General features: G+C 72.5%; 13 protein-coding genes. 10 read left to right on the forward strand and 3 right to left on the reverse strand.

Annotated features, from left to right (window positions below; genetic code table 11):
• Positions 1 to 27: 27 nt before the first annotated feature.
• Positions 28 to 1,527 (reverse strand): diguanylate cyclase, encoded by a 1,500-nt coding sequence (locus tag ACTOWY_RS06290; protein ID WP_441308648.1) that lies wholly within the window; start codon positions 1,525 to 1,527, stop codon positions 28 to 30.
• A gap of 596 nt (positions 1,528 to 2,123) precedes the next feature.
• On the opposite strand from ACTOWY_RS06290, the gene ACTOWY_RS06295 reads away from it, so the two are divergent.
• The 6 genes from ACTOWY_RS06295 (at position 2,124) to ACTOWY_RS06320 (ending at position 8,511) form a co-directional block, all read left to right on the forward strand.
• Positions 2,124 to 3,407 (forward strand): FAD-dependent oxidoreductase, encoded by a 1,284-nt coding sequence (locus tag ACTOWY_RS06295; protein ID WP_441308649.1) that lies wholly within the window; start codon positions 2,124 to 2,126, stop codon positions 3,405 to 3,407.
• Between the two features lie 22 nt (positions 3,408 to 3,429).
• Positions 3,430 to 4,242: a LytR/AlgR family response regulator transcription factor gene (locus ACTOWY_RS06300; protein ID WP_441308650.1), complete on the forward strand. Its 813-nt coding sequence runs from the start codon at positions 3,430 to 3,432 to the stop codon at positions 4,240 to 4,242.
• A 168-nt stretch (positions 4,243 to 4,410) separates the two neighbouring features.
• Positions 4,411 to 4,791: a hypothetical protein gene (locus ACTOWY_RS06305; protein ID WP_247760390.1), complete on the forward strand. Its 381-nt coding sequence runs from the start codon at positions 4,411 to 4,413 to the stop codon at positions 4,789 to 4,791.
• The gene (locus tag ACTOWY_RS06310) at positions 4,788 to 6,500 is read left to right on the forward strand and encodes a sodium/solute symporter (protein ID WP_441308651.1); all 1,713 of its coding nucleotides are present in this window, start codon (positions 4,788 to 4,790) and stop codon (positions 6,498 to 6,500) included. Before ACTOWY_RS06305 ends, ACTOWY_RS06310 begins: the two co-directional genes overlap by 4 nt.
• Entirely contained in the window at positions 6,497 to 7,705 is a 1,209-nt protein-coding gene (locus ACTOWY_RS06315) for a histidine kinase (protein WP_441308652.1), read from the forward strand. The genes ACTOWY_RS06310 and ACTOWY_RS06315 overlap by 4 nt, the downstream gene beginning before the upstream one ends.
• A gap of 347 nt (positions 7,706 to 8,052) precedes the next feature.
• Positions 8,053 to 8,511, forward strand: a complete 459-nt coding sequence (locus ACTOWY_RS06320) for a DUF3455 domain-containing protein (protein ID WP_441308653.1) — start codon at positions 8,053 to 8,055, stop codon at positions 8,509 to 8,511.
• Between the two features lie 113 nt (positions 8,512 to 8,624).
• On the opposite strand, the gene ACTOWY_RS06325 is transcribed toward ACTOWY_RS06320, so the two are convergent.
• Positions 8,625 to 9,344, reverse strand: coding sequence for a class I SAM-dependent methyltransferase (locus ACTOWY_RS06325; protein WP_441308654.1), 720 nt, complete (start codon positions 9,342 to 9,344; stop codon positions 8,625 to 8,627).
• An 81-nt stretch (positions 9,345 to 9,425) separates the two neighbouring features.
• Here ACTOWY_RS06325 and ACTOWY_RS06330 point away from each other — a divergent pair, with 81 nt between their 5' ends.
• Genes ACTOWY_RS06330 through ACTOWY_RS06345 form a run of 4 tightly spaced genes read left to right on the forward strand, consistent with a single transcriptional unit; the run spans position 9,426 to position 12,354 of the window.
• Positions 9,426 to 10,310: a ParA family protein gene (locus tag ACTOWY_RS06330; RefSeq protein WP_247760395.1), complete on the forward strand. Its 885-nt coding sequence runs from the start codon at positions 9,426 to 9,428 to the stop codon at positions 10,308 to 10,310.
• The gene (locus ACTOWY_RS06335) at positions 10,307 to 10,945 is read left to right on the forward strand and encodes a LysE family translocator (RefSeq protein WP_441308655.1); all 639 of its coding nucleotides are present in this window, start codon (positions 10,307 to 10,309) and stop codon (positions 10,943 to 10,945) included. The genes ACTOWY_RS06330 and ACTOWY_RS06335 overlap by 4 nt, the downstream gene beginning before the upstream one ends.
• The gene (locus ACTOWY_RS06340; RefSeq protein ID WP_441308656.1) at positions 10,946 to 11,776 is read left to right on the forward strand and encodes a DNA-formamidopyrimidine glycosylase family protein; all 831 of its coding nucleotides are present in this window, start codon (positions 10,946 to 10,948) and stop codon (positions 11,774 to 11,776) included. It abuts the gene before it with no gap.
• Positions 11,773 to 12,354, forward strand: a complete 582-nt coding sequence (locus tag ACTOWY_RS06345; RefSeq protein WP_441308657.1) for a Uma2 family endonuclease — start codon at positions 11,773 to 11,775, stop codon at positions 12,352 to 12,354. The genes ACTOWY_RS06340 and ACTOWY_RS06345 overlap by 4 nt, the downstream gene beginning before the upstream one ends.
• Here the strand turns inward: ACTOWY_RS06345 and ACTOWY_RS06350 are convergent.
• Positions 12,351 to 13,721: a uracil-xanthine permease family protein gene (locus ACTOWY_RS06350; protein WP_441308658.1), complete on the reverse strand. Its 1,371-nt coding sequence runs from the start codon at positions 13,719 to 13,721 to the stop codon at positions 12,351 to 12,353. The two genes, ACTOWY_RS06345 and ACTOWY_RS06350, sit on opposite strands and share 4 nt — an antisense overlap.
• Positions 13,722 to 13,733: the final 12 nt, after the last annotated feature.

Below are 13,733 nucleotides of genomic sequence, written 5' to 3' on the forward strand. Positions count from 1 at the left end.
TCCCGGTGTCGGCTGGCGCCGGTGCCGCTAGCGGCGGGCGCCCTTGAGTTCCAGCATGGCGCGGTCGGCCTCGGCCAGCGCGGTGGGCAGGTCCGCGGGATGCGCCAGGTCCGCCCAGCCGATGGTCACCGAGATGGGAGTGCCCGCGACCAGCGCCTCCCAGTCCTCCTCATCCACCGCCGCGGCCAGCCTGCCCCCTATCTCCACCGCCTCGACCACGCTGGTCTCCGGCAGCAGCGCGACGAACTCGTCCCCGCCGTAGCGGGCCACGAAGTCGCCGCGGCGCACGGTGCGGGACAGGATGGCCGCGACCCGTTCCAGCACCAAGTCTCCGGAGAGGTGGCCGTGCACGGTGTTGACCGTCTTGAACCCGTCCAGGTCGATCACGCCGATGGCCGCGGTGCCGCGCTGTTCGGCGATCATCGCCAGCCGCTGCTCCAGGTGCCGCCGGTTGGGCAGGCCGGTGAGCGGATCGGTGAGCGCCTCGGCGGCGTAGCGGCCGACCGCGCGGCGCAGGTCCTCGTGGTCCAGCCGGGCGCCGACGCCCTCGATGAACCGGTCGACCAGCCGGGACGGGTGCTCGCCCGCCAGCTTGAACGTCTGCCGGTCGGCGGTGTGCGCGGCCCGGTGGTCGCCCGCGGCGGCGTAGGCCAGCGCGCGCAGCCGGAACAACTCGGCCGGGCCGAGGGTGTTGGCGACCAGGGTCATCGAGTCCAGCCGGGCCAGCGCGTCCAGCGGGCGGCCCGCCGAGATCGCGTCGCACACCTGGGCCAGCGCGCCCAGGTCGGCGGCCTCGTGGCCCTCCAGGGACACCTCGGTCAGGGCCAGCTCGACCGGTTCGCCCAGCGCGCGCAGCCGGGCACTGGCGTAGCGGTAGAAGGGGTAGTCGGCCGGGCGCAGCTCGCCACCGGGCGTGCACTGCCGGGCCAGCGCGACCGCTGCCCGCAGCATGTCCCTGGCGCCCTGCTCGTCGCCGCGGTGGTCCAGCGACACCGCGCAGCGCAGCGGGATCTCCGGGGTCAGGTACTCCTCCGGCGGCAGCCCGGCCGCGGCGGCGGTGTTGCGGGCGCGCACCGAGGCCAGCATCGCCTGGTTGTGGAAACCGGCGATGGAGTAGGTGATGGCCAGATCGGCCCAGGCGTCCGCGGCGATCAGGTCCGCCCTGGTCACCAGCTCCATCGTGCGCGAGCCGCGGACCAGGTGCCGCACGCAGCGGTCCACCGAGCCCTCGGTGAGCGCGACGTAGGCGGCCAGCGCGTACAACTCGCCCATCAGCGCCGGGTCGCCGCTGGCCAGCACCACGTCGAAGGCCTGGTCGGCCACTGACACGGCCTCCAGGCGGTGGCCGTCCATCATCAGGCAGCCGAGCTTCATCAGCAGCGACCGGCCGACGATCGCGGGCTCCTCGGCACGCGCGATCACCGCGTCGGCCAGGGCGATGGCCTCGCTCAGCGCGCCTTCCCTGATCAGCTCGCGCATCCGGTCAGGGGCGGCCGCGTCGGGCGAGGTGACCGCGTCTGTCGACATCTCGCGCCTCCTCCCCGCACCTGCTCGGCCATGCCGATCCTGCCATGTGCGGTCCACTGTGGTGAGTGACCGGGAAACATCGCTGTCCGCGAGACCGTCGCCCGCCCCCGGCTGGGGCCGGGACGGCGGGCGACGGCAGGCGGTCCACTCCCCTTCCCGTACGGGCCACGGGACCGCGGCGGCTCAGCCGGATCGATGGGAGAACACCGGCGGCGCCAGCGGGGACAGGGAGCGGATTCCGCACGATAGCGACCGGAATGACATGTTCCCGCCAGCGCGCCACCAATGGACTATACCGCCGACGAATGGCGCGGAATTGGCGACGAACGGTCAGTTTCACCGTTAATCGGTCGACCCGGCGAAGTAGTTGAAAATGAACCGATCTACTCGTGCCAGAGCCTAGCGCACCGGCGGTCACCAGCGGCAATGTTCCTGGAGAGCACAGAACTTGCCAGCCATCAAGAACATTGCCAGAACCGTTATTTTGATCCGACTCACCCGATTGGGTGTGGAAGTGGCCGACCGGCCGCAGGTTAGGCCATGCTGGCCGTGGAGTGATTCTTCTCCGGCCCCCGCGCGAACGCACCGAGGAACTCATGCCCGCAGACTTCGAGCACGCGCGCTCGGTCGCCGTGCTCGGCGCCGGCGCCAGTGGGCTGGCCGCCGCACGCGAGCTGACCAGGGCCGGGCACCGGGTGACCGTGCTGGAGGCCCGGCACGCCGTCGGCGGGCAGTGCGCGGCGGCGGAGATCGACGGCCGCGGCTACGACCTGGGCGGCCACGGCTACTCCCCCGCGCACCACCGATTGGACGCGCTGGTCGCCGAACTCGGCCTGCGCACCACCGACACCGGCCCGCCGCTACTGTTCGACCCGGTCACCGGCCGCTCCCGGCCACGCGTCCCCGGCCCGCTCTGCCGCGAGACCCTGACCCGCTACCACCGGGTCCGGGCCGAGTTGTTCCCGCGCATCGCCGATCCCGGCCTCGCGCATTCCGCCAGGGTGCTGGCCGCCCCGGCCCGGCGCTGGCTGGCCGAGTACCGGCTCAGCGCGCTGGCCGAGGCATTCGGCCCTGGCTACACCGCGGCCGGCTACGGCCACCTCGACCTGGACCTGCCCGCGCTCTACCTGGTCAAGTACGCCGAGCTGACCGGCTTGGGCGCGGGCCAGGTGCGCGCGCTCGACGGCGGTTTCGCCGAACTGTGGCGGCGGGTGGCGCGGGAGCTGCCCGGCCTGCGCCGCGGCGTGCGGGTCGAGCGGATCACCAGGGACGCCGACGGCGTGCGCGTGGTCGTGGACGGGACCGAGCACACCTTCGACGACCTGGTGCTGGCCGTCGGGCTGGACGAGGTGCTGCCGGTGCTGGACGCCACCGAGGAGGAACGCGCCCTGGCGGCCCGGATCCGGCGACTGGACCTCTACACCACCCTGGGCAGCGTCAGCGGTCTGCCGCCGGGCGCGCACACCCTGGTCCAGCCGCACCTGACCGGCTCGGCCAGCCGGGGCCACTGCGTGTCCTTCCACCGCCGCCACCCGGACACCGACGTGCTGGCCTGCCACGCCTACGGCCGGCCGGACCTGGACGGACCGGCGGTGGCCGATCTGCTGCGCGCCGATGTCCGCGCCTGGGGCGGGCAGCTGCACCGGCTGCACCTGCAACGCCGCTGGCGGTTCCTGCCGCACTTCGACAGCGCCGACCTGGCCGCGGGCGCGCTGGACCGGCTGGAGGCCCTGCAAGGCCAGCGGCGCACCTACCACCTGGGCGGGCTGCCCGCCTTCGAGCTGGTGGAGTGCGTGCTCGGCTACGCCCAGGACCTCGTCCGCAGGCACTTCACCGGTCTGCGCCAGGAAGTACCCGGGCACCCGCTACTGATCGTTTGATCAGGTCGTTACAGTACCGAGGGTGCTACGGGTGCTGGCGGTCGACGATGAGGCTCCGCTGCTGGCGGAGCTGCTGCACATGCTGCGCGCGGACGGCCGGATCGAGCAGGCCGACGGCGCCGAGGGCGCGATGGAGGCGTTGCGCCACATTGACCAGGTCGCCAAGGAAGGCGATGTCCTGGACGCGGTGTTCCTGGACATCCACATGCCCGGCCTGGACGGACTGGAACTGGCCCGGCTGCTCACCCGGTTCAGCACCCCGCCGCTGGTCGTGTTCGTCACCGCCTACGAGGACTTCGCGGTGCAGGCCTTCGAGCTGAAGGCCGTGGACTACGTGCTCAAGCCGATCCGGGCGGCGCGGCTGGCCGAGGCGGTGCGCCGGGTGGACGAGCGGGTCCGCACCGAACGCCTCGATCCCGTCCCCGCCGGACCGCCCGCGGCCGCGCAGCCGGCCGGCGCGCACCCGGTCACCCAGGAGCCGCCGGATGAGGTCATCCCGGTCGAGCTGGGCGGGCTGACCAGGTTCGTCCGGCTGGCCGACGTGCACTACGCCCAGGCCTGCGGGGACTACGCGCGGCTGCACACCGGGCAGGAGACGCACCTGATCCGCGCCTCGCTCGGACAACTGGAGGAACGCTGGCGGGCGGCCGGGTTCGTGCGGGTGCACCGCAGCCACCTTGTGTCGCTGCGCTTCGTCGACGAACTGCGGCTGGACACCGGGCAACTCAGCGTGCGGGTCGGCGCGCAGGTGCTGCCGGTGAGCCGGCGGCACGCCCGCGAACTGCGCGATCTGCTGGTGCGGCAGGCCCGTCCCGATCGGCAGCCGCCACGATGAACGGCCGCCGACCGGTGGGCTCCCTCGATCCGTTTGGCCTTGATATCCGCGGACCTTAGACTCGGCCGTGACCTGGGTCACTTTCAACAGGCTTGCTCTCCGGCATCATCCACCCGGGTCAGCGCCGGCACCGCCTGACCACGCTCCGCGACCACGGGAGACCACGACGTGACCGAGCCGCGCCAGCCACCCCGGCGGGTGGTGGTCACCGGCCCGCGCACCAGGTCCGCCCGGCCCAATCGCGCCGCCCGGATCGGCCGGGACGACAAGGCGACCCTGGACGAGGTGTCGCTGCGCGCGCTCATCCGCAGCCAGCTGCGCGCCGCGATCGCGGTCTGCCTGGCGGTGCTGCCGCTGGGTCTGCTGCCGCTGCTGTTCGCGCTGGTCCCGGCCAGCCGCTCGGCCGAGCTGTTCGGGGTGCGGGTGCCGTGGCTGGTGCTCGGCGGCGGGGTCTACCCGGTGCTGCTGCTCATCGGCTGGCTGTACGTGCGCGGCGCGGAACGCATCGAGCGCGACTACCAGGACTTCGTGGAGGACCACTCGACGTGAACGCGCTCTCCGGTCTGATCGCGGTCGGCGTGGTGACGGTGGCGACCATCCTCATCGGCGCCTACGGCCTCCGCGTCTCCCGCACCACCTCCGACTACTACGTCGCCTCCCGCTCGGTGGGCCCGTGGTGGAACGCCTCGGCGATCAGCGGCGAGTACCTGTCCGCGGCCAGCTTCCTCGGCGTGGCCGGGCTGATCCTCAGCTTCGGCGCGGACATGCTGTGGTTCCCGGTCGGCTACACCGCCGGCTACCTGATCATGCTGGCGCTGGTGGCCGCGCCACTGCGCCGCTCCGGCGCGTACACGCTGCCCGACTTCGCGGAGAACCGGCTGGAGTCGGTGGCGGTGCGCCGGGTGGCGAGCCTGCTGGTGGTGGGCATCGGCTGGCTGTACCTGCTGCCCCAGCTGCAGGGCGCGGGGCTGACGCTGAACACGCTGACCAACGCGCCCGTATGGGTGGGCGGCGTGGTGGTGGCGGTGGTGGTCACGCTGAACCTGGCCTCCGGCGGGATGCGCAGCATCACCTTCGTGCAGGCCTTCCACTACTGGCTCAAGCTGACCGCGATCGCGGTCCCGGCCATCCTGCTGATCATGGTCTGGCAGCGGGACGGCGCGCCGCTGCTGGACGGGGACCGGCCGGTGGCCTTCAGCCAGCAGACCACGGTCACCATCCGCACTCCGGTCCGGGTGCACAACGCCGAACCGGTGCAGGTCACCGTGCGCGGACGGCTGGACGACAAGACCTATGACGGCGCGCGGCTGGAGCTGACCTCGGGCGCGCACGAGTTCGGGCAGGACACCACGGTGGTGTTCCCGGCGGGCGCCGCGGTGCCGCACGTGACCCCGGCCCGGCCGCTGACCGGGGACGAATGGGCAAGTCCGCTCTCCGGCGGCCGGGACGACCACCCGCTCTACGTCACCTACTCGCTGATGGTGGCGACCTTCCTGGGCACCATGGGCCTGCCGCACGTGCTGGTCCGCTTCTACACCAACCCGACCGGCCGGGCGGCCCGGCGGACCACCCTGGTGGTGCTCGGACTGCTCGGCGTCTTCTACCTGTTCCCGCTGGTCTTCGGCGCGCTCGGCCGCTTGTACGCGCCGGATCTGCTGATGACCGGGGCCACCGACGCGCTGGTGCTGGTGTTACCCCGGCGGCTCATCCCCGGGTTCGGCGGCGAACTGCTGGGCGCGCTGGTGGCAGGCGGCGCGTTCGCCGCGTTCCTGTCCACCTCCTCCGGACTGGCCATGTCGGTGGCGGGAGTGCTCTCCCAGGACGTCTTCCGCGGGCGCGGGCTGCGCGGGTTCCGGTTGTCCGCGGTGCTGGCCACGGTGGTGCCGGTGGGGCTCGCGCTGATCGGCACCGACCTGCCCATCGCCAGTTCGGTCGGCCTGGCCTTCGCGGTCGCCGCCTCCTCGTTCTGCCCGCTGCTGGTGCTCGGCATCTGGTGGCGCGGGCTCACCGCCGCGGGCGCGGTCGCCGGGTTGCTCACCGGCGGCGGGCTGGCCCTGCTCGCGGTGCTGGCCACCATCTCCGGCGAGTTGCAAGCTGGCTGGTTCACCACCCTGCTGTCCTGGCCCGCCGCCTGGTCGGTGCCGCTGGGCTTCGCGGTGATGATCGGAGTCTCGCTGGTCACCCGGAAGCGCGCACCGCGTTCGGTGAACGCGACCATGGCCCGGCTGCACGCCCCGGAAGGAACCACCGGCCGATGACCCGCACCTCCGCGTTGTTCGTACTCCTGCTGCTGCTCACCGCGCTGAGCGTGGCGCTGCTGGTCATCGTGCGCCGTTCCCGGGCCAACCGGGACTTCGGCACCCCGACCGACCGGGCCACCTTCGAGACCCTGCACGCTGCCTCACTGGCCGCGCCACCACTGCGCGCCGGGCTGACCGCGGAGGCCGCGCGCAAGGCGATCCGGCGGCTGCGCGATCTGCTCGGCACCCCCGCGCTCTGCCTGACCGACCAGGAGACGGTGCTGGCCTGGTCCGGCGACTGCGAGACACACGCGGCCAGCGCGCTCACCCAGGCCGCGGAGACGTTGCGGTCCGGGCGGGTGCAGGTCAGCTCGGCCCGCTGCGCCGACTCCCGCTGCCCGCTGCGGCACGCGGTGATCGCGCCGCTGGTGGTGGACGAGCACGTGCTCGGCACGCTCATCGCCTACAGCGACTCCAGCCCGCCGATCCTGGTGCGGGCCACCAAGGAGGTCGCGAACTGGGTGTCCGCGCAGCTGGAACTGGCCGAACTGGACCGCTCGCGCACCCGGCTGGTCGAGGCGGAGATGCAGGCGCTGCGCGCACAGATCTCCCCGCACTTCATCTACAACTCGCTGGCCACCATCGCCGCGTTCGTGCGCACCGACCCGGAACGCGCCCGCGAACTGCTGCTGGACTTCGCCGACTTCACCCGGCACTCCTTCCGCAAACACGGCGAGTTCACCACCCTGGCCGACGAGCTGCGAGCCATCCACCAGTACCTGACCCTGGCCATTGCGCGCAGCGGGGACAAGCTGGCGGTGACCTTCCAGGTGGCGCCGGAGGTGCTGCCGGTGGCGGTGCCGTTCCTGTGCCTGCAACCGCTGGTGGAGAACGCGGTGCAGCACGGGTTGTCCGGCCGGGACATGACCGGCCGGGTCACCATCCTGGCCAGGGACGCCGGGGCCGAGGCGGAGATCGTGATCGAGGACGACGGCGCCGGGATGGACCCGGAGACGTTGCGCGGGATCCTGGCCGGGGCGGGCGCGCCGTCGGAGGGCATCGGGATGGCCAACGTGGACGAGCGGCTCCGGCAGGTCTACGGCGACGACTACGGCCTGGTGGTGGAGACCGCGGTCGGCGCGGGCACCAAGGTGCGGGTGCGGGTGCCGAAGTACCGGGCGGGCGTGCACGTGACGCCACCCGCGGTGCACACGCCGTACTGAGCCGCCGAGCATCCACAACCCGGCTGAGCATCCACAACCCTTCTGTACCAACGGTTCGCACGAGGAGTCACGCGCGCCCGTTCAGCTCCGGCCCGGATCGCGAACAGCGTCACTGTGCTGAGCCGAGCCCGCATCGCACCCGTATCTCACGGCGGTTGACGAGGACACGACCTGGTCACCCGAATGGTGCGATTCGAGGAGAAGATCATGAACCGGTTCACGATGCTCGGTGTCACGCTCGGCCTGATCGGCCTCGCGAGCGTCCTGGCCGCCTCGGCGAGGGCGACCAGGGCGGCGGCGCGGGTTACGGCGCCCCGCGGCAGCCCGCCACCGGCGCGCCGGGCAGCGTGGTCAAGGCCGCGGGCCAGGTCGCCGCCGCGGTCGCCGTCCCCGCCGGCCACACCCTCACCGCGACCTACGACGCCACCGGCGTGCAGGTCTACACCTGCCTCGACTCGGCCTGGAAGCCCCTGGAACCCGCCGCCACCCTGACCGACAAGGAGGGCAGGACCATCGGCCTGCACTCCCGCGGCCCGGTGTGGATCTCCACCCTGGACGGCAGCGCGGTCGCCGCCGCCCCGGTCGCCGGCGCCAGCAACGCCCGGCCAGGCGCCGTGCCCGAACTGCTGCTCAAGTCCACCGCCACCCGCGGCGAAGGCGTCTTCGGCAAGGTCGGCTACGTCCAGCGCCTCAAGACCGAAGGCGGCGTCAGCCCGACCGGCGCCTGCGTCACCGGCGCCCAGCAGCCGGTCAAATACACCGCCGTCTATACCTTCCACAGCCCCACCGGCGGCACCGCCCAGTGACCCCTCGCCGGGCCCGCGACGGCTGGGGCGGCGAATGGCCGCCGTCCCGGCCAAGCTCACCGGCACCGGAAAACACGGTTCTCTAGGTAACCGCGTTTCGCGCTAGAACCCGCTCAGCGTCGCCCGACCGCGTGCAGCCGGGTCGCCAGATCCCGCAGCGGTGGCCGCGCGGCGGCCGCCAGCTCCAGCTCCGCCAGCGCCTCCGCCGCCCCCGGCGTCGCGTCCAGCACCGCCCCTGGCACCAGGTCCGTGAGCACCCCGTCCCCCTGCAGCACCTCGACCGCGAGCCCGGCCCCGGCCAGCAGCTCGCCCAGGCTGTCCGCGTCGAAGCGGCGCTGCAACTGGTCCGCGGGCCCGACCCGGCCGTCCGGATCGTCCAGCAACCGCCGCGCCTCGCCCAGCCTGCCCGCCAGTGCCCGCCCGACCAGCGCCGCGTACCTGTTCGCCACCAGCACCGACACCACTCCACCGGGCACCGCCGCCGCGGCCAGCGCGGCGATGGCCGCGGTCACGTCGTCCACGACCTCCAGCAGCCCGTGCCCGAGCACCAGGTCCGCCCCGCCGGGCTCGACCACGTCGAGCAGGAAGTCCACATCGCCCTGCACCGCGGTGACCCGGTCGGCCACCCCGGCCTCCCGCGCCCGCCGCTGCAGGGTGGCCAGGGCGTTCGGGCTCGGCTCGACCACGGTGACCGCGCATCCGGCCGCGGCCAGCAGCACCGCCCACACCCCGCTGCCACCGCCGACATCCAGCACCCGGGGCGCGCTGACCCCGCGGTCCCGGACCGCGGCCAGCTCGGCCTCCAGCACACGGTGCACGGCGTCGGATCGCATAGCCGCACCCTAATCCGCCTGGCTCAGGAGTCCCGAAACGGGCTACAAGACCTTGAATCGGGAAACCCGTAGGCTGCACCCGTGCATACGGTCGCGGTGTTGAGCCTCAAGGGTGGGGTCGGCAAGACGACGGTGGTGCTGGGGCTCGCCTCAGCAGCGATGCGGCGCGGGGTGCGCACCTTGGTGATCGATCTTGATCCCCAGTGCAACGCCACCTCGGCGCTGGAGCCAGAGGAGACCGATTCCTCCCTCGTCGATGTCCTGACCAACCCGACCAAGACGGCCGTGCGGGCCGCGATCGCCCCCAGCGCCTGGGGGGATGAGGTCGACGTGCTGGTCGGCGCGGAGGAAGCCGAGCTGATCAACCAGCCCAACCCGACCCTCACCGAACTCAACCGGCTGGGCACGGTGCTCGACCGGGTGCAGGAGCTGATGGCCGAGGACGACCTGCCCTACCAGCTCGTGCTGCTGGACTGCCCGCCCTCGCTGGGCCAGCTCACCCGCTCGGCCCTGGTCGCCGCGGACCGCGCGCTGCTGGTCACCGAGCCGACGATCTTCGCCGTGTCCGGGGTGCAGCGCGCCTTCGAGGCGGTGCAGAACGAGCGCGAGGAGAACAACCCGGAACTCCAGCCCCTAGGTGTGGTGGTCAACCGGGTCCGGCCGCGCTCGCACGAGCACCAGTTCCGGATCGAGGAGCTGCGCGAGATCTTCGGCCCGCTGGTCATGCCGGTCTCGCTGCCGGACCGGCTGGCCGTGCAGCAGGCGCAGGGCGCGTGCATGCCGATCCACCAGTGGGGCACGCCCGGCGCCCGCGAGGTCGCGCTCGCCTTCAACCTGCTGCTGGCCCGGGTGCTGCGCTCGGCGCGCAGCGCGAACGCCCGCGCCCGCCGGGAACTCGACGAGGAGATCGCCGAGGCCGAGGAACAGGCCGTCGGCCGCGAGCTGGTCGACCAGGACGTCGAGTGAACGGCGAGTTACTCCTGGCCTACTGCCTGGCCGCGGTCGTCCTGGTGGTCACCCCCGGTTTGGACACCATGCTGATCCTGCGCTCGGTGGTCCTGGGCGGCCGCCGCACCGGCCTGGCCACCGGCCTCGGCATCACCCTGGGCTGCCTGGTCTGGGGCGCGGCGAGCATCGCGGGCATCACCGCGCTGCTGCGCGCCTCGGAGTTCGGGTACCACGCGCTGCGCCTGGCCGGCGCGGTCTACCTGGTGTGGCTGGGCGGTTCGGCGCTGTGGCGCTCCTGGCGCGACCGCGGCAAGCCCACCCAGGTCGACGACCAGCCGGAACGACCCGCGCTCGGCGGCTGGCGGGCCCTGCGCTCGGGCCTGCTGACCAATCTGCTCAACCCCAAGGTCGGCGTCTTCTACCTGAGCCTGCTGCCCCAGTTCCTGCCCGCGGCCGGCCCGACCACCGGCTGGGCCGCGCTGCTCGTGCTCATCCACGTCGGCCTGGGTTTCCTCTGGCAGTTCGTGCTGGTCGGCCTGGCGGGCAGCGCCCGCCGCTGGCTGACCAAGCGCCGGGTGCGCACCTGGCTGGACCGGCTGACCGCGACCATCCTGCTCGGTCTCGGCCTGCGACTGGCGTTGCAGGGGCCCTAGGTGCCCGAGGGCGACACCGTCTTCCTGGCCGCGAAACGCCTGCACGAGGCATTGAGCGGCCGGATCCTCACCCGTGGCGAGCTGCGCCACCCTGACCTCGCCGCGGCCGATCTGGCCGGTCGCACGGTGCTGTCGGTGCGCCCGGTCGGCAAGCACCTGCTGTTCCGCCTGGACGACCACACCACGCTGCACAGCCATTTCCGGATGGACGGCAGCTGGCACCTCTACCGCCCCGGCGAAGCCTGGCGCGGCCCGGCCCACCAGATCCGCGCCCTGCTGAGCACGGAGGACCGGGTGGCGGTCGGCTTCCGCCTGCACGATCTGGCCCTGCTGCCCACCGCCGGGGAACACACCCTGATCGGCCACCTCGGCCCCGACCTGCTGTCCCCGGACTGGGACGCCGCACTGGAGGACGAGGCGGTCCGCCGCCTCGCCGCCGACCCCACCCGCGAACTGGGCACGGCCCTGCTCGACCAGCGGGTCATGGCAGGCATCGGCAACATATATAAGACCGAGGCCTGCTTCCTGCTCGGCGTCTCGCCCTGGTCCCCGGTCGGCGCGGTGGACCCGCGGGCCGCGGTCCGGCTGTGCCGCCGCCTGCTCGCCCGGAACAAGCTGCACCCCGAGCAGTCCACCACCGGTCATACCGGTGGGCGCAAGCACTGGGTGTTCGAACGCGGCCGCGCGGGCTGCCTGCGCTGCGGCGGTCCGGTTCGGGTGGGCGAGCAGCTCAGTTACGGGATGCCCCGGGTCACCTACCACTGTCCTGGCTGCCAGCCTGATGCCACACTGGAGGCAGTCGACCCCGAGCTGGAGGGAGGGAGCCCGTGAGTGTCGCGTTCGTCCGCCATGTCGGTCCGTGGACCATCGAGGACATCGAGGCCCTTCCCGACAACGGCAACCACACGCGCTACGAGCTGCTCACGCCCGGAGTCCTCACGGTGAGTCCCGCCCCGGGCACCCGGCACCAGCGCGCCTCCCGCGCCCTGGCCAACCTGCTGGAGACCGCCGCGGCGCGGGCCGGTGCGGACGTGGAGATCCTCGAAGCGGTCAACGTGGTCATCCCCGGCGGGCGGCTCGCCGTCCCGGACATCGTGGTGGTCAACGGCGACTACGCGGACACCGACCCGGCCCGCTACCCGGCCACCGAGGTCCGCGCCGTGGTGGAGATCGTCAGCCCGTCCACCCACCCGCAGGACCGGATCATCAAACCGCAGCTCTACGCCGAGGCGGGCATCCCGGTCTACTGGCGGCTGGAACTGGAACGCACCCCGCACCTGATCACCTCGGAGTTGCGGCGCGGCCAGTACACGCACACGCTGACCGCCTTCGCGGGCAGCCAGACCACGATCTCCCGCCCGTTCCCGCTCACCCTGGACCCGGCCGAACTGGTGTTGCGCGGCCGCTAGGCCTTGCCGCCGTCGGACTCCCGCTCGCCCGGCTGCTGGCCGTCCTGATCCCGATTGCCCGGCTCCCGGCCACGCGGGCCTCTCCCCGCGGCCTGCGCCCGCGCCGTGCCATGGGTGAGACTCCGCAGCCAGCGCAACAGCGGGTGCAGCACCACGATGATGATCGTGCCCCAGGCGATCCCGGCCAGCGGCACATCGCCGACACTGAGCGTCAGGTCGCCGATCCCGGCGACCAGCGCGCCGCCGCCGACCATCAGGTTCACCGGATCGGAGAGATCGATCCTGGCGTCCAGCCAGATCCGGATGCCGACCAGCCCGATCATGCCGTACAGCATCAGACTCGCCCCGGAGATCACCCCTGGCGGCACGGTGTTGATCATCGCCCCGAGCTTCGGCGAGAACGAGAGCATGATCGCCACCAGCGCGGCCACCACGTGCGCGGCCGTGGAGTACACCCGGGTCGCGGTCATCACGCCGATGTTCTCCGCGTAGGTCGTGGTGCCCACCCCGCCGCCGGTGCCCGCGAGCACGGTGGCCAGCCCGTTGCCGATCAGCACGTCGCCCGCGCTGCCGTCCAGGTCCCGGCCGGTCACCGCCGCCACCGCCTTGAGGTGGCCGACGTTCTCCGCGATCAGCACCACCACGGCCGGCAGCACCGCGATCACCAGCGCGGGCCGGATCTCCGGGGTCTGGAAGGCGGGCAGCCCGAACCACGGCGCGGACAGCACCTCGCGCAGCCGGATCGGGTCCAGTTCCCCGTTGAACGCGGCCAGCAGCCAGCCGACCAGCACCCCGACCAGCACCGCGGTGCGGGACAGCGTGCCGCGCAGCACCACGCCGACGAACAGGATGACCAGGAAGGTCACCACCGCCAGCCCGGACTGCTTCTCGAACTGCTGCACCGCGTTCCGGGCGAGGTTCAGCCCGATGATGATCACCACCGCGCCGGTCACCACCGGCGGCATCAGCGATTCCAGCAGCCGCGCGCCCAGCGCCTTGACCGCGATGCCGATGACCAGCATCAGCGCCCCGGCGACCAGCACCGCGCCCACCCGCGCCGCCATCGACACGTTCTGCTGCATCGCCGCGGTCAACGGCGCCAGGAACGCGAACGAGGAACCCAGGTAACTGGGCATTCGATTACGGGTGATCAGCAGGAACAGCAGCGTGCCGAGCCCGGAGAAGAACAAAGTCGTCGTCGGCGGAAAACCGGTCAGCAACGGCACCAACATGGTCGCGGCGAACATCACCATGACGTGCTGCACGCCAAAGCCGATGGTCAGGAACCAGTTGAGCCGCTCCTCCGGCGCCACCATGGCACCGTCTTGTACCCGACGGCCATCGCCGTGCAGGGCCCACAGCGCCACGATCCCCTCCCA

Source organism: Crossiella sp. CA198, assembly GCF_052078295.1.
Lineage (GTDB): Bacteria > Actinomycetota > Actinomycetes > Mycobacteriales > Pseudonocardiaceae > Crossiella.